Below are 14,961 nucleotides of genomic sequence, written 5' to 3' on the forward strand. Positions count from 1 at the left end.
GCTGCGAAGCCCCCGTCCGGTCCGTCCGGACGGGGGCTTCGCCGTGCCCGGAACGCCACCTCCGCCGAAGGGTCTTGCACGATATTACGTAATTCCGTAATCTCGAAGACGTGGATCTGGAACAACGCGTCGCCGACCTCGAACGCCGCCTCGCGGCCCTGGAAGGCGACCGGCGCAGCGGCCCCCGCATCGACGGCGGCGACTTCTGGGCCCTGAACGGGCTCAAGGAACAGCTCTCCGGCGCGGGCGTGGCCGACGGAGGCGTCCTCTACACCGGCTCGGTGCGGCTGCCGACCGGCGAGGAGTACGCCTGGCAGATGACGGCCCTCACCGAGGACCTCCTGGAATCCGACGGGACCGCGGCCGCCGAGTCCTTCGCGGCGCTCGGCCACCCCGTCCGGCTCCGGCTGCTGCGCGAGATCGTCGGCGGCCGCCGCACCGCCGCGGAACTCGCCGAGCTGGACGAGGTCGGCACGACCGGCCAGATCTACCACCACCTGAGCCGGCTCACCGCCACGGGCTGGCTGCACACGACCGGCCGGGGCCGCTACGAGGTGCCGCCGGCCCGGGTCGTCCCGCTGCTGGTGGCGCTGGCGACGACCCGCCCGTAGACGAACAGGGGGAACAGGATGCCCGTACGCAAGCTCGGCATGGTCGCCTTCCGGGGTCTCCAGCTGCTCTTCATCGCCCTGGTGATCGCGCACGTGTGCCTGGACTGGAGCCATCCCGCCGTGTGGAACCTGCTCCCCCTGGCGCTCGCGTACGCCGTCGTCACCGTCACCAACCGGTGGGGCGGCGCGCCGGACAGCCCGCGGGTGGCCCGCGAGCCCGTCGAGGTCGCCCCGCCCGTCACCGGCCGCTGGTCCGCGCTGAACAGCCCGGCCGACCGCACCCCGAGCCACGGCGTCCACGCCCACGGCCAGACCTACGCCATCGACATCGTGGCCGAGCCCGCGCCGGGAGCCCGCCCCGCCTTCCACCGGCTGTGGCCGCTCGCCCGCCGCCCCCGGGACTTCCCCGCCTTCGGCGCCCCGGTCCTCGCGGTCGCCGACGCCACGGTCGTACGGGCCTCGGACGGACAGCGCGACCACCTCAGCCGCACCTCGCTGCCCGGGCTGCTGTACCTGCTGCTGGCCGAGGGCTCGGTGCGCGAGCTGGCCGGCACCCGGCGCCTCCTCGGCAACCACGTCGTCCTCGACCTCGGCGACGGCACCTACGCCGCCTACGCCCACCTCCGGCGCGGCGGCCTCACCGTCCGCGAGGGCGAGCGCGTGCGGGCCGGGCAGCCGATCGCCCGCTGCGGCAACTCCGGCAACTCCTCCGAACCCCACCTGCACTTCCAGCTGATGGACGCCCCCGACCCGGACGCCGCCCGCGGTGTCCCCTTCACCTGGCGCGGGATCGGCGTCCCGCGCAACGGCGAGACCTTCGAAGCGCCCGCCGCGACCCCCGCCCTAGGCTGACCCCCATGCCCCCGGCCAGGAAACGCCCCCGCAGCTACGACCCCGCCAAGACCCGGGCGGCCGTGCTCGCCCAGTTCGGGCACGTCCGGACCGCCGTCGCCGGGCTCACGCCCGAGCAGCTCGCCCTGCCCACGCGGCTCGGCGACTGGACCGTGCGCGATCTGGCCGCGCACTGCGCCATGGCCCTGGACGCCGTGGACCGGCTGCTCGCGGAGCCCGAGCCCGTCCGGCAGACCGGCCGGCTGCTCGACTGGCCGTTCGCCGTCGCGGCCGACGCCCCCGCCATCGCCGGCACCGCCCGCCGCCTGGCCGAGGAGCACCCGGACCTCGACGCCCACCTCACCGACGCCGAGCGCCGCTTCACCGCGAACCTGGACGCGCACCCGGCGGGCCGGCTCCTCCCGACCAGCGCCGGAGCCCTGCCGCTGGCCGACTACGTCGTCACCCGCACCGTCGAACTCGTCGTCCACACCGACGACCTCAACGCCGCCGTCCCCGGCCTGGACGTCCCCCACGACCGCCAGGCCCTGGCCGCCTGCACCCGCCTGCTCGCCGACGCGCTCGCCGTGAAGGCACCCGGCGGCTCGACCGAGGTGCGGGTGCCGCCGTACGCGGTGGTGCAGTGCGTGGAGGGGCCGCGGCACACCCGCGGCACCCCGCCCAACGTCGTCGAGACGGACCCGCTGACCTGGGTCCGGCTGGCGACCGGGCGGCTGACCTGGGCACAGGCGCTGCGGGACGCCGAGGTCAGCGCGAGCGGAGAGCGGGCGGACCTGTCGGCCCACCTGCCCCTGATGACGTAAGGGGAACCGATCCCCCCGGGTGGCCCGTCGAAGGGGCATGGACAGGCAGAAGCAGCGCATGACCCTGACGGCCGCCGCCATGCTCGTCCCGCTCCTGGCGGCCTGCGGCAGCGAGAAGGCGGACGGCGGCAGCGGCTCCGCCGGTGCCGAGCGGCCGGTCACCGGCGTGCGGTGGAGCGTGGACAGCGTCACCGCGGACGGGAAGACCCACCAGGCCCCCGCCGGCGCCCACGTGACCATCGACAAGGGCCGCGCCGAGGGCAGCCTCGGCTGCAACACCTTCGGCGCCGACGCCACCGTCGACGGCGACCGCGTCCGGCTCGGCAGGACCATGGCCACGGAGATGGCCTGCGAGGGCACGCCCATGGCGTTCGAGGAGACCCTCGCGCGCACGCTCTCCGGCCACGAGTTCCAGGCCGAGGTGGACGGCGACCGCCTCACCCTCACCACCGACCGGGGCGAGACCGTCCGCCTGACCGAGGCGAAGGACGCCCGGCTCAGCGGCACCAAGTGGACCGTCACCAGCCCCCGGGCCGACGGCCGGGCCCACCTCACGTTCGACGAGAGGAACGGCACCGTCGCCGGCAGCCTCGGCTGCAACAAGGTCAACGCCAGGGCCACCGTCCGCGACGGCCATATCACCCTCGGCCCCCCGGCCACGACCCGAATGATGTGCGAAGACTCACTCATGGCCGACGAGAAGACCCTGCTGCGACTTTTCGACGGGAAGCTGAAGTACGGAGTCGATCATCAAACCCTGACGCTGACCAGCGAAAACGGTACGCGTGTGCGAGCTGTCGCCGCGCGGTGATCCACCGGAAAGTCCGGTATCCCCAATTCGGACCAACGGTCGACCTCGCCTACACTCGGTGGCGTGCCACGTGGTGACGGACGACTCAACCACGACCTGCTCCCCGGCGAGAAGGGCCCCCAGGACGCTTGTGGCGTCTTCGGTGTCTGGGCTCCGGGCGAAGAGGTCGCCAAGCTCACGTACTTCGGGCTCTACGCCCTCCAGCATCGAGGCCAGGAATCCGCGGGAATCGCGGTCAGCAACGGCTCGCAGATCCTCGTCTTCAAGGACATGGGCCTGGTCTCCCAGGTCTTCGACGAGACCTCCCTCGGTTCGCTCCAGGGTCACATCGCGGTCGGACACGCCCGCTACTCGACCACCGGCGCCTCCGTCTGGGAGAACGCCCAGCCGACGTTCCGTGCCACCGGGCACGGCTCCATCGCGCTCGGCCACAACGGCAACCTCGTCAACACCGCCCAGCTCGCCGAGATGGTCGCCGACCTCCCCAAGCAGGAGGGCGGCCGCACCCCGCGCGTCGCGGCGACCAACGACACCGACCTGCTCACCGCGCTCCTCGCGGCCCAGACGGACGAGGACGGCAAGCCGCTGACCATCGAGGAGGCCGCCCACAGCGTCCTCCCGCAGGTCCGGGGCGCCTTCTCCCTCGTCTTCATGGACGAGCACACCCTGTACGCGGCCCGCGACCCCCAGGGCATCCGCCCGCTGGTCCTCGGCCGGCTGGAGCGCGGCTGGGTCGTCGCCTCCGAGTCCGCCGCCCTGGACATCTGCGGCGCCTCCTACGTCCGCGAGATCGAGCCGGGCGAGTTCGTCGCCATCGACGAGAACGGCCTGCGCACCTCCCGATTCGCGGAAGCGAAGCCCAAGGGCTGCGTCTTCGAGTACGTCTACCTGGCCCGCCCGGACACCGACATCGCCGGCCGGAACGTGTACCTCTCCCGCGTGGAGATGGGCCGCCGTCTGGCGAAGGAGGCCCCGGTCGAGGCCGACCTGGTCATAGCGACCCCGGAGTCCGGCACCCCCGCCGCCATCGGCTACGCGGAGGCCTCCGGCATCCCGTTCGGCGCCGGCCTGGTGAAGAACGCCTACGTGGGCCGGACCTTCATCCAGCCCTCGCAGACCATCCGCCAGCTGGGCATCCGCCTGAAGCTGAACCCGCTGAAGGAAGTCATCAAGGGCAAGCGCCTGGTCGTCGTCGACGACTCGATCGTGCGCGGCAACACCCAGCGCGCCCTGGTCCGCATGCTCCGGGAGGCGGGCGCCGCCGAGGTCCACATCCGGATCTCCTCGCCGCCCGTGAAGTGGCCCTGCTTCTTCGGCATCGACTTCGCCACCCGCGCCGAGCTCATCGCCAACGGCATGACGATCGACGAGATCGGCACCTCCCTGGGCGCCGACTCCCTGGCCTACATCTCCATCGACGGCATGATCGAGGCGACCACCATCGCCAAGCCGAACCTGTGCCGCGCCTGCTTCGACGGCGAGTACCCGATGGAGCTCCCGGACCCCGAGCTGCTCGGCAAGCAGCTGCTGGAGACGGAGCTGGCCGCCGGCCCGGCCGCCACGGCCGCCGCCGACGCGATCCGCCGTCCCTAGACGGCCCGTCATCCCCGCCGTACGACACGAAGGTTCTCTTTAGCCATGTCCGAGAAACCCATTGCCGAGGGCGGCGCCAGCTACGCAGCCGCGGGCGTCGACATCGAAGCCGGCGACCGCGCCGTCGAACTGATGAAGGAGTGGGTGAAGAAGGCCCAGCGCCCCGAGGTCCTCGGCGGCCTCGGCGGCTTCGCCGGTCTCTTCGACGCGTCCGCCCTGAAGAACTACGAGCGCCCCTTGCTCGCCTCCGCCACCGACGGCGTCGGCACCAAGGTCGACATCGCCCGGCAGCTGGGCATCTACGACACGATCGGCCACGACCTGGTCGCGATGGTCATGGACGACATCGTGGTCTGCGGTGCCGAGCCGCTGTTCATGACCGACTACATCTGCGTCGGCAAGGTCCACCCCGAGCGCGTCGCCGCCATCGTCAAGGGCATCGCCGAGGGCTGTGTGCTGGCCGGCTGCGCCCTGGTCGGCGGCGAGACGGCCGAGCACCCGGGCCTGCTGGGCGAGGACGACTTCGACGTCGCCGGCGCCGGCACGGGCGTCGTGGAGGCCGACCGGCTGCTCGGCGCGGATCGCATCCGTACGGGTGACGCGGTGATCGCCATGGCGTCCTCCGGTCTTCACTCGAACGGGTACTCCCTGGTGCGGCACGTCCTGCTGAACCAGGCCGGCCTCCCGCTGGACGCGCACATCGAGGAGCTCGGCCGCACCCTCGGCGAGGAGCTGCTGGAGCCGACGAAGATCTACTCGCTGGACTGCCTGGCCCTGATGCGCACCACCGAGGTGCACGCCTTCAGCCACGTCACCGGCGGCGGACTCGCGGCCAACCTCGCCCGGGTCATCCCCGACGAGCTGCACGCGATCGTCGACCGCTCCACCTGGGCCCCCGCCCCGATCTTCGACCTGGTCGGCCGGACGGGCAGCGTCGAGCGCCTGGAGCTCGAGAAGACCCTGAACATGGGCGTGGGCATGATCGCGATCGTGCCCCAGGAGTCCACCGAGGTGGCCCTGGCGACCCTCGCCGACCGCGGTGTGGACGCCTGGGTCGCAGGCGAGATCACGGAACGGGGCGAGCACCCCACGGGTGCCGCCCTGATCGGTGACTACGCGAGCTGAGACACGTTCGTCACCTCGCACGCAGCACAGAACCCGGTCGGTGACCGGAGTCACCGACCGGGTTGCTGCTCAGTGCAAGGTCAAGCGCCGCGACGATGCTGCGAGGACTGGTCGTCCTCGTCGTCGTCGTCCTCGTAGAGGTCGGCGTACCGTGCGTACAGGTCGTCGTCCTCATCGTCTTCGAACGGCTCGCCGTTAGGCGGCTGCGGATTCGAAGGCGATGCACCCAGCTCCTCGGCCAGGCGTGAGAGGTCAGTCCCACCGCTGTTGTACTTCAGCTGGCGGGCGACCTTCGTCTGCTTGGCCTTGGCCCGGCCGCGCCCCATGGCTCGACCCCCTCAACGACGGGGCTCGACGGCCCCAGAGTCTTGACACGCGTTCATGGTCCGGCACGGACTCTCCGCGGAGAGACCGGTCCGTAGGGCTTCCACGGTACCTGAGCCCGCGCCCATACGGTACGTCGCCCGCATGACGTGCCCGCGCCCAGGACCTTCGAGGCGCCCCGTCCTCGCTGGTCAACCGCGATTTTAACCACTTGTCGGCGGTCGACCCGCCGGTGGAAGTGAGAGTTCTCTCTAACTGCCCACCGGCGGGTACCGGCCAAACGTGCGACTCGCGGTGTCCCCGACCGGGTCAGCGGGCCCGGCGCGCCGCCGCCGCGTCGGCCATCCGCTGCTCGGCGATCCGGTCGGCCGCGGCGGCCGGCGGAATACCGTCTTCCTTCGCACGTGCGAATATGGCCAGCGTGGTGTCGTAGATCCCGGCCGCCTTCGCCTTGCACCGCTCGAAGTCGAATCCGTGCAGTTCGTCGGCCACCTGGATGACGCCGCCGGCGTTCACCACGTAGTCGGGCGCGTAGAGGATCCCGCGGTCGGCGAGGTCCTTCTCCACGCCCGGGTGGGCGAGCTGGTTGTTGGCGGCGCCGCAGACCACCTTGGCGGTGAGCGCCGGGACCGTGTCGTCGTCGAGCGCGCCGCCGAGCGCGCACGGGGCGTAGATGTCCAGGCCCTCGACGCGGATCAGGGCCGCGGTGTCGGCGACGGCCGTGACGCCCTCGGGGTGCGCGGCGAGGATCCGCCCCACGGCGTCCTCGCGCACGTCGGTGATGACGACCTCGGCGCCCTCGGCCCGCAGGTGCTCGACCAGGTGGTGGCCGACCTTGCCGACACCGGCGACGCCGACCTTGCGGCCGCGCAGGGTGGGGTCGCCCCACAGGTGCTGCGCGGAGGCGCGCATGCCCTGGTAGACGCCGTAGGCGGTGAGCACGGAGGAGTCCCCGGCGCCGCCCTGCTCCGGGGAGCGGCCGGTGGTCCAGCGGCACTCCCGGGCGATGACGTCCATGTCGGCCACGTACGTGCCGACGTCGCAGGCGGTGACGTACCGGCCGCCGAGCGAGGCCACGAACCGGCCGTAGGCCAGCAGCAGCTCCTCGGTCTTGATCCGCTCCGGGTCGCCGATGATCACGGCCTTGCCGCCGCCGTGGTCGAGACCGGCCATGGCGTTCTTGTACGACATGCCGCGGGCGAGGTTCAGCGCGTCCGCGACGGCCTCGGCCTCGTTCGCGTAGGGGTAGAAGCGCGTACCGCCGAGCGCGGGGCCCAGGGCGGTGGAGTGGAGGGCGATCACGGCCTTGAGGCCGCTCGCGCGGTCCTGGCAGAGCACGACTTGCTCATGGCCCCCCTGGTCCGAGTGGAACAGGGTGTGCAGGACATCAGCAGGTGCGCCGGTTACGTCGGTCACGGTGGTGACTCCTGAGTAAGTTGCGGCGGGTGGAGACAGGCCCCGTGCGGGTGGCGGGGACTGTTGAGCACGAGATTAGAGCCTGGTGGGCCCGTCGGCCGCACGGTGCTCAGGATCACCTCCGACCGGAGTACACCCGTGCGACGATTTGCATGGATTTCCCGTGCGACCGCGACGGTCCGACAGGTTTTCGCGGCGGTGCGCGGGGGAGGGAGCAGGCGTGCCCAAGGTGACCTCGGTGATCGTCCCGTACGCGACCTACTTGCGCGTGTACGAGCCGCTGGCCGCCTTCCCCGAGCCGGAGCGCGGCCACTGGGCCCGCTACGCCCGCCGGCCGGACCGCCCCTCGTACCAGGACGAACTGCGCCGCGCGCTGGCCGACTTGGCGCCCACCCCGCCGGTCCTGGTGCCGGTGCACGAGAGCGAGGACGCCTTCGTGCTCGACGTGGACGGGGTCGTCTGCGTCTGCCCCTGGCGCACCCGGCTGCGCGGCTGGCTGGCCCTGGAGGACCTCCCGGAGGAGCTCCCGCCGCCGGTCCTGGACGCGGTCCTGCCGCCCGTCCTGCGCCGCCAGGCCGCCCAGGACTACGAGCGCTGGCTGGCGATCAACCCGGACGCCCGGCCGTGGATCCGCACGGCGACCTGGCAGGTCCCGATCAGCTGGTTCGTGCTGGTCTCCGACGAGGAGCGCGAGTACGAGACGGGCGACAGCGTGGACAGCCCGCCCGTGCTGCGCTACCGCACCCCCATGGTCCAGGCCCGGCGCCGCGTGGCCCGGGGCCTGCGCGCGCTGCGGGAGGCCATGGACGAGGGTCCGCTGATCGACGGCCTGGTGGACGTCGGCCGCTGGCTGGAGGAGTTCCACCCGCGCTCGCTCGTGGAGCTGGACTACGGCGGCCTGGTGCACGCCGTGCCGGCCGGGACCCTGGAGGACGACCACTCGGCCGCCGACGTGGCCGAGGGCATCGCCGCGCTGCGCCGGGGCGACGGGGCGGCCGCGGGCCAGGCGTACGCCCGGCTCGTGGAGCGGTGGCGTTCGGTGCGGGATCTGCGGTCGGCGAACTGACCGCTGACCTCGGGATCCGTAGGGACCGCTCGCGGTAGGTCACGAACTGACGTTTGACGAACCGCCCGATTTGGGGTTTCGTCCTCGCACCGAGTTCCTGAAGCGGGCGGTGCGCTCCCTGAGACTTCGTCAACAAGGGACGTAGGACCCGATCCGGGCGTACCTCTCAAGTAGCCCAAGCGTGACGGACTGCACGTACGTGGCCCTTGCGTCCCTTGCCCCTCCTCATGCCAAAATAGGACAAGGAGTCCGGGGAGGGCTCCTTCCGTCCCGTAGTGCTGCACTATGGGTGGAATCTCAGCATTGCACGCTTTGGGGGGTCTGGTGACTCCTGATCGCCCTGTGACTGATCGTCACAGCGGCGTGACTGTCCGCTATGGCATGGTCCATCGGCTTCCGTGGCTGATGGACACCTGGAGGGGCAATTCCATCGGTTTGGCCGACGCGGCTGGACAGATGGTGTAGTTGTAGTGCCGAGGACAAGCCGTTCGTCCTATAACCGACTCGACTCGCGTCCGCCATTTCGGGCAACGCGGGTCAAGGTGCAGAATTTAGAGGAAAGAACCGAGAAGGTTCGGTTCTCCCGAGGAGGCCGCTCATGACCGCTCGCACCCCTGATGCCGAGCCGCTGCTGACCCCGGCTGAGGTCGCCACCATGTTCCGCGTCGACCCCAAGACGGTCACGCGGTGGGCGAAGGCCGGCAAGCTCACGTCGATCCGCACGCTCGGCGGGCATCGGCGCTACCGCGAGGCTGAGGTCCGCGCTCTGCTCGCGGGCATCCCGCAGCAGCGCAGCGAGGCCTGAACAACTGAATACCGGACGAAACGGTCCGTCCCCCAACTGGCCGTGACGTCCGGAACCACAGCTCCAAGCGACGCGGGGTCCTGCCCCAACAGGCCCCACGCCCAAGCCAGAGAGAGCCATCCGGGCATGTAACAGGGTGCGTCGTCGGTCGCGCTGGACTCCGCCGGGTCCAGCGCGATCTTTTTTTGTGTGCCGGGCACGGGCCGTCGGACCTGCTGTGAGCGGCCTTGTCGGAGTCTGGGGAGGGGTGTCGGATCAGCTGTGTGCGGCACCTCCGACATGGTGCAATTGCACATATTAAATTGACCCTTTGTAGGAGGCGGGTAAGTACCGCACTTCGCGAAACTCATGCGGTGACACCCGTCACATACCGAGCGGCTTGTTAGCGCTGCCGCCGGTGCGGTAGAGGAGCCTCCGGCTCCAGCTCCCTTTGTGCGAACGGGCGTTGAGGCCGGCTCACGCGGGTGCGGGGCTCTCGTCCTCGACGACCTCGTCCTGGGCCGGTCCGGTCTCCTGGGCCGCGGGCGGCGTGGACTCCATCGCCAGTCGCAGCAGGTGATGGCAGATCGGGCAGTGCCGGGTGAGGTGCCGGTAGGACGACGCGGCCGCCAAGTGCGCGCGCAGCAGGGCCCGCGTCTCGTGCCTGGCCGATGCCGCCATACGCCACCTCCACGGGCCGTACGGGGGACGGCCCTGGTTCTGGGGTACCGAGCGGATGAGGGGGCGTCAAGACGGCGCGTGGGGGCGCACGGAGCCGTACGGGCGCCGGCTGCCGGCCGGGGGCCGGGGCACACGCAAAAGAGCCCGGATCCGAAGATCCGGGCTCTTGCTGCGGTCCTGACGGGATTTACTGCGTCCGATCGCGGCTGCGCCGCGGGTGCGGCCTCCACCTGGCCGGGGCGGCGCGACGGCGTGAGCCGCGGGCATGAAGAAGGCCCACGCCCCTTGTGGGGTGTGGGCCTTCTTCGTCGATGCGGTCCTGACGGGATTTGAACCCGCGGCCTCCACCTTGACAGGGTGGCGAGCACTCCAAACTGCTCCACAGGACCAGGTTTCGCCGCGCTTTCCTGCGTTGCGCTGCGAGAAGAGACTGTACAGGAGGGTGAGCCCCTGGTCGAACTCACCCAGGGTGCGCGGGCGATCACGGTGCCAGCGCGTCGATCGCCTTCACGATCCGCTTGTCGGAGATCGGGTACGCCGTTCCGAGCGCGTGGGCGAAATAGCTGACCCGGAGTTCCTCCAGCATCCAGCGGACGTCGAGGACCTGCCGCGGCACCGGCCGGCCCTGCGGCATCTGCTCCAGCAGCCAGGCGTACTCGTCCTGCATCTCCTGGACCTTCTCCATGCGCGTGGTGTCGCGCTGGACGTTCGTCGGCATCTGCTGCAGGCGCCGGTCGGCCGCGACCAGGTAGCGCATCAGGTCCGGCATCCTGCGCACGCCCGCCTCCGTGACGAAGCCGGGCTTCACCAGGGCGTCCAGCTGCTTGTGGACGTCCTGGAGGTTCGGCAGCAGTGCCGGGCTGCGCACGGTCTTCAGGCGGCGCTCGCAGGCCTGCCAGGCCGCCAGGACCTGCTGCACCTGGCCCACCGTGCGGACGGTCGTGTCGACGATCTCGGCGCGCACCTTGTCGTACAGCTTCCGGTACGACTCCTCGTCCCACACCGGGCCCCCGAAGTCCGCGATCAGCTTGTCCGCCGCCGCCGTCGCGCAGTCGTCGAACAGGGCCTGCACCGAGCCGTGCGGGTTCGAGGACAGCGCGAGCTTCTGCGCGTTGGTCAGCTTGTCGGAGGCGAACTTCGCCGGGTTCACCGGGATGTTGCGCAGGATCAGGCGGCGCGTGCCCTTCCACATGGCCTCGGCCTGCTCGGCCTCGGTGTCGAAGAGGCGGACCGAGACCGTGTCGCCGTCGTCGACCAGCGCCGGGTAGGCCTTGACCGGCTGACCGGCCCGGCGGGTCTCGAAGACGCGGGTGAGCGTGCCGATCGTCCAGTCGGTGAGGCCCTTGCGCTCCAGGGACTCGCCGCCCTGCCGCTCGGCCGTGGCGGCCGCGGCCTGCGAGAGGGCCTTGCGCGCCTTCGGCTTCAGCCGGAGCTTGAGCGCCTCCAGGTCCTTGTCCTCGGCCAGCTTGCGGCGCCGCTCGTCGACGATCCGGAAGGTGATCTTCAGGTGGTCGGGGACCTTGTCCCAGTCGAAGTCGGCGGCGTCGAAGGGGACTCCGACCATCAGCCGCAGTTCGCGGGCCATGGTGGTGGTGAGGGGCTCCTGGAGCGGCACCGCCTTGTCCAGGAACGCCTTGGCGTAGTTGGGCGCGGGAACGTAGTTGCGCCGGATCGGCTTGGGCAGGGACCGGATCAGCTCGGTGACCAGTTCCTCGCGCAGGCCCGGGATCTGCCAGTCGAAGCCCTCGTCCGTGACCTGGTTGAGGACCTGGAGGGGGATGTGGACGGTCACGCCGTCGGCGTCCGCACCCGGCTCGAACTGGTACGTCACCCGGAACTTGAGGTTCCCCTGGCGCCACGAGTCGGGGTAGTCGGCCTTGGTGACCTCCCCTGCCTTCTCGTTGATGAGCATCTCGCGCTCGAAGTCGAGGAAGTCGGGCTGCTCGTGCCGCTTGCGCTTCCACCAGGAGTCGAAGTGCGCGCCGGAGACGACGTGTTCGGGGATGCGCCGGTCGTAGAAGTCGAACAGCGTCTCGTCGTCGACCAGGATGTCCCGGCGCCGGGCGCGGTGTTCCAGCTCCTCGACCTCGGTGAGGAGGCGGCGGTTGTCCGAGAAGAACTTGTGGTGCGTGCGCCAGTCGCCCTCGACGAGCGCGTTGCGGATGAACAGCTCGCGGCTGGTCTCCGGGTCGATCCGGCCGTAGTTGACCTTGCGCTGCGCCACGATCGGCACGCCGTAGAGCGTGACCTTCTCGTACGCCATCACGGCCGCCTGGTCCTTCTCCCAGTGCGGCTCGCTGTAGGTGCGCTTGATCAGGTGCTGGGCGAGGGGTTCGACCCACTCCGGCTCGATCCTGGCGTTGACCCGGGCCCACAGGCGGGAGGTCTCGACGAGTTCGGCCGACATCACGAAGCGCGGCGGCTTCTTGAACAGGGCCGAGCCGGGGAAGATCGCGAACTTGGCGTTGCGGGCGCCCAGGTACTCGTTCTTCGCGCCGTCCTTGACGTCCTTCATGCCGACGTGGGACAGCAGGCCGGCGAGGAGGGAGACGTGGATGCGGTCGGCCGGGGCGTCGTCCTCGTTGAGGTGGATGCCCATCTGCTTGGCGACCGTGCGCAACTGCGTGTAGATGTCCTGCCATTCGCGGATGCGAAGGAAGTTGAGGTACTCCTGCTTGCACATCCGGCGGAAGGAGGAGGAGCCGCGCTCCTTCTGCTGCTCGCGCAGGTAGCGCCAGAGGTTGAGGTAGGCCAGGAAGTCGCTGGTCTCGTCCCGGAAGCGGGCGTGCTGCTGGTCGGCCTGGGTCTGCTTGTCGGCGGGGCGCTCGCGCGGGTCCTGGATGGACAGCGCGGCGGCTATGACCATGACCTCGCGGGCGCAGCCGTTCTTGTCGGCCTCCAGGACCATGCGGGCCAGACGCGGGTCGACGGGCAGCTGGGCGAGCTTGCGGCCGGTGTCGGTGAGCCGCTTGCGGGGGTCCTTCTGTGCCGGGTCGAGCGCGCCCAGCTCCTGGAGGAGCTGCACGCCGTCGCGGATGTTGCGGTGGTCCGGCGGGTCGATGAAGGGGAACTTCTCGATGTCGCCGAGGCCGGCCGCGGTCATCTGCAGGATGACGGAGGCGAGGTTCGTCCGGAGGATCTCCGCGTCGGTGAACTCCGGGCGGGCGTTGAAGTCGTCCTCGCTGTAGAGGCGGATGCAGATGCCGTCGGAGGTACGGCCGCAGCGGCCCTTGCGCTGGTTGGCGCTGGCCTGCGAGACCGGCTCGATCGGCAGGCGCTGCACCTTGGTGCGGTGGCTGTAGCGCGAGATGCGGGCGAAGCCGGGGTCGATGACGTACTTGATGCCCGGGACGGTCAGGGACGTCTCGGCGACGTTCGTGGCCAGAACGATCCTGCGGCCGGTGTGCGGCTGGAAGACGCGGTGCTGTTCGGCGTGGGAGAGCCGGGCGTAGAGCGGCAGGATCTCCGTGAAGCGGTAGTTCTTCTTGGTCAGCGCGTCGGCGGTGTCGCGGATCTCCCGCTCGCCGGAGAGGAAGACCAGGATGTCGCCCTGGCCCTCCTTCTGGAGCTCCTCGACGGCGTCGATGATCGCGGTGATCTGGTCGCGGTCGGCGTCGTCGCCGTCCTCTTCGAGAAGCGGGCGGTAGCGCACCTCCACCGGGTACGTACGGCCGCTGACCTCGATGATCGGGGCGTCGCCGAAGTGCCGCGAGAAGCGCTCCGGGTCGATGGTCGCCGAGGTGATGACGACCTTGAGGTCGGGGCGCTTGGGCAGCAGCTGGGCGAGGTAGCCGAGCAGGAAGTCGATGTTGAGGGACCGCTCGTGGGCCTCGTCGATGATGATCGTGTCGTAGGCGCGCAGCTCGCGGTCGGTCTGGATCTCGGCGAGCAGGATGCCGTCCGTCATGAGCTTGACGAAGGTGGCCTCGGGGTCGACCTGGTCGGTGAAGCGGACCTTCCAGCCGACGGTCTCGCCGAGGTCGGTGTTCAGCTCCTCGGCGACGCGCTCGGCGACGGTCCGGGCGGCGATCCGGCGCGGCTGGGTGTGGCCGATCATGCCGCGCACGCCCCGGCCGAGCTCCATGCAGATCTTGGGGATCTGCGTGGTCTTGCCGGAACCGGTCTCGCCGGCGACGATCACGACCTGGTGGTCGCGGATCGCGGCCGCGATGTCGTCCTTCTTCTGGCTGACGGGCAGCTGCTCGGGATAGGTGATCTCCGGCAGGCGGGCGCGGCGGGCCGCGACACGCTCCTCGCCCTTGGCGATCTCCGCCTCGATCTCGGCCAGCACGGCGGCCCGTGCCTCCGGCTTGCGGATCTTGCGCGCACCTTCGAGCCTGCGCCCGAGCCGGTGCGCGTCGCGCAGGGACAGCTCGGTCAGACGGGGGGCGAGGGCGCCGAGGGCGGGGGCGGATTGCGTAGACATACGGGATCCAGGATCTCATCCCCGGGAAATTCGTGGCTAACGCTTTTGTCCCGGGCTCTTCGCCGTGCCGCGCGGGCATCCCCGTGCGGGCACGGTCACCCACGCCGGTACACGAAAGAGCCCCTCCCCGGTCGAATCGGGGAGGGGCTCCAAGCCCTGGTGAGGGCGGCGGTGGCTGGGGCCGGGGTCGAACCGGCGACCTTCCGCTTTTCAGGCGGACGCTCGTACCAACTGAGCTACCCAGCCACGAGGTTTCACGTGAAACCTCAGCGGTCCTGACGGGATTTGAACCCGCGGCCTCCACCTTGACAGGGTGGCGAGCACTCCAAACTGCTCCACAGGACCAAGCTTCGTACGACAGTGTCGCACAGGGTGGTGCGTGCCCCCAACGGGATTCGAACCCGTGCTACCGCCTTGAAAGGGCGGCGTCCTAGGCCGCTAGACGATGAGGGCTATCGGCCCGCCTGGG

The 14,961-nt window shown here is 70.6% G+C and carries 12 protein-coding genes and 4 tRNA genes; 8 read left to right on the plus strand and 8 right to left on the minus strand.

Going from position 1 to position 14,961, the window contains the following annotated elements; genetic code table 11:
• Nucleotides 1-110 precede the first annotated feature (110 nt).
• The 6 genes from AC07DA_RS14100 to purM all read left to right on the plus strand — a co-directional run bounded on the left by AC07DA_RS14100 (nucleotide 111) and on the right by purM (nucleotide 5,795).
• Nucleotides 111-611: an ArsR/SmtB family transcription factor gene (locus AC07DA_RS14100; protein WP_479127747.1), complete on the plus strand. Its 501-nt coding sequence runs from the start codon at nucleotides 111-113 to the stop codon at nucleotides 609-611.
• Between the two features lie 18 nt (nucleotides 612-629).
• Nucleotides 630-1,463 (plus strand): M23 family metallopeptidase, encoded by an 834-nt coding sequence (locus tag AC07DA_RS14105; protein WP_479127749.1) that lies wholly within the window; start codon nucleotides 630-632, stop codon nucleotides 1,461-1,463.
• Nucleotides 1,464-1,468: 5 nt separating this feature from the next.
• Nucleotides 1,469-2,266 (plus strand): maleylpyruvate isomerase family mycothiol-dependent enzyme, encoded by a 798-nt coding sequence (locus AC07DA_RS14110; protein ID WP_479127751.1) that lies wholly within the window; start codon nucleotides 1,469-1,471, stop codon nucleotides 2,264-2,266.
• A 37-nt stretch (nucleotides 2,267-2,303) separates the two neighbouring features.
• On the plus strand, nucleotides 2,304-3,077 hold the full coding sequence (locus AC07DA_RS14115; protein ID WP_479127753.1) for an META domain-containing protein: 774 nt from the start codon (nucleotides 2,304-2,306) through the stop codon (nucleotides 3,075-3,077).
• A 63-nt stretch (nucleotides 3,078-3,140) separates the two neighbouring features.
• Nucleotides 3,141-4,670 carry an amidophosphoribosyltransferase gene (purF, locus tag AC07DA_RS14120; protein ID WP_479127755.1) on the plus strand — a complete coding sequence of 510 codons (1,530 nt, stop codon included), beginning with the start codon at nucleotides 3,141-3,143 and terminating at the stop codon, nucleotides 4,668-4,670.
• Between the two features lie 45 nt (nucleotides 4,671-4,715).
• Nucleotides 4,716-5,795, plus strand: coding sequence for a phosphoribosylformylglycinamidine cyclo-ligase (gene purM, locus AC07DA_RS14125; RefSeq protein WP_479127757.1), 1,080 nt, complete (start codon nucleotides 4,716-4,718; stop codon nucleotides 5,793-5,795).
• An 80-nt stretch (nucleotides 5,796-5,875) separates the two neighbouring features.
• Here the strand turns inward: purM and AC07DA_RS14130 are convergent, their stop codons facing one another.
• Both AC07DA_RS14130 and AC07DA_RS14135 read right to left on the minus strand, forming a co-directional pair.
• Nucleotides 5,876-6,121, minus strand: coding sequence for a DUF3073 domain-containing protein (locus tag AC07DA_RS14130; protein WP_030251636.1), 246 nt, complete (start codon nucleotides 6,119-6,121; stop codon nucleotides 5,876-5,878).
• 307 nt (nucleotides 6,122-6,428) lie between these two features.
• Complete coding sequence (locus AC07DA_RS14135; protein WP_479127760.1) at nucleotides 6,429-7,535, minus strand: Leu/Phe/Val dehydrogenase; 1,107 nt, start codon at nucleotides 7,533-7,535, stop codon at nucleotides 6,429-6,431.
• Between the two features lie 220 nt (nucleotides 7,536-7,755).
• Between AC07DA_RS14135 and AC07DA_RS14140 the strand changes: the two genes are divergently transcribed.
• Both AC07DA_RS14140 and bldC read left to right on the plus strand, forming a co-directional pair.
• Nucleotides 7,756-8,601, plus strand: coding sequence for a DUF8083 family protein (locus tag AC07DA_RS14140; protein WP_479127762.1), 846 nt, complete (start codon nucleotides 7,756-7,758; stop codon nucleotides 8,599-8,601).
• Between the two features lie 598 nt (nucleotides 8,602-9,199).
• Nucleotides 9,200-9,406: a developmental transcriptional regulator BldC gene (gene bldC / locus AC07DA_RS14145; RefSeq protein WP_003949541.1), complete on the plus strand. Its 207-nt coding sequence runs from the start codon at nucleotides 9,200-9,202 to the stop codon at nucleotides 9,404-9,406.
• Between the two features lie 456 nt (nucleotides 9,407-9,862).
• Here bldC and AC07DA_RS14150 read toward each other — a convergent pair whose 3' ends face one another.
• The 6 genes from AC07DA_RS14150 to AC07DA_RS14175 all read right to left on the minus strand — a co-directional run bounded on the left by AC07DA_RS14150 (nucleotide 9,863) and on the right by AC07DA_RS14175 (nucleotide 14,945).
• Nucleotides 9,863-10,066, minus strand: a complete 204-nt coding sequence (locus AC07DA_RS14150) for a DUF6274 family protein (RefSeq protein WP_479127764.1) — start codon at nucleotides 10,064-10,066, stop codon at nucleotides 9,863-9,865.
• Nucleotides 10,067-10,380: 314 nt separating this feature from the next.
• Nucleotides 10,381-10,455: transfer RNA gene (locus AC07DA_RS14155), tRNA-Asp, on the minus strand.
• A gap of 92 nt (nucleotides 10,456-10,547) precedes the next feature.
• Nucleotides 10,548-14,492 carry an ATP-dependent RNA helicase HrpA gene (gene hrpA, locus AC07DA_RS14160; RefSeq protein ID WP_479127766.1) on the minus strand — a complete coding sequence of 1,315 codons (3,945 nt, stop codon included), beginning with the start codon at nucleotides 14,490-14,492 and terminating at the stop codon, nucleotides 10,548-10,550.
• Nucleotides 14,493-14,664: 172 nt separating this feature from the next.
• A tRNA-Phe gene (locus AC07DA_RS14165) sits at nucleotides 14,665-14,738 on the minus strand.
• Nucleotides 14,739-14,762: 24 nt separating this feature from the next.
• Nucleotides 14,763-14,837 (minus strand) — tRNA-Asp (locus AC07DA_RS14170).
• 35 nt (nucleotides 14,838-14,872) lie between these two features.
• Nucleotides 14,873-14,945 (minus strand) — tRNA-Glu (locus AC07DA_RS14175).
• Nucleotides 14,946-14,961 lie beyond the last annotated feature (16 nt).

Source organism: Streptomyces sp. NPDC044921 (assembly GCF_056432865.1).

What these genes read in the sequence shown, in the direction of transcription:
- AC07DA_RS14105 (WP_479127749.1), top strand. Translation starts at nt 630, where the DNA reads ATGCCCGTACGCAAGCTCGGCATGGTCGCCTTCCGGGGTCTCCAGCTG.
- hrpA (WP_479127766.1), bottom strand. Translation starts at nt 14,492, where the DNA reads ATGTCTACGCAATCCGCCCCCGCCCTCGGCGCCCTCGCCCCCCGTCTG.
- AC07DA_RS14130 (WP_030251636.1), bottom strand. Translation starts at nt 6,121, where the DNA reads ATGGGGCGCGGCCGGGCCAAGGCCAAGCAGACGAAGGTCGCCCGCCAG.
- bldC (WP_003949541.1), top strand. Translation starts at nt 9,200, where the DNA reads ATGACCGCTCGCACCCCTGATGCCGAGCCGCTGCTGACCCCGGCTGAG.
- AC07DA_RS14110 (WP_479127751.1), top strand. Translation starts at nt 1,469, where the DNA reads ATGCCCCCGGCCAGGAAACGCCCCCGCAGCTACGACCCCGCCAAGACC.
- purM (WP_479127757.1), top strand. Translation starts at nt 4,716, where the DNA reads ATGTCCGAGAAACCCATTGCCGAGGGCGGCGCCAGCTACGCAGCCGCG.
- AC07DA_RS14150 (WP_479127764.1), bottom strand. Translation starts at nt 10,066, where the DNA reads ATGGCGGCATCGGCCAGGCACGAGACGCGGGCCCTGCTGCGCGCGCAC.
- AC07DA_RS14115 (WP_479127753.1), top strand. Translation starts at nt 2,304, where the DNA reads ATGGACAGGCAGAAGCAGCGCATGACCCTGACGGCCGCCGCCATGCTC.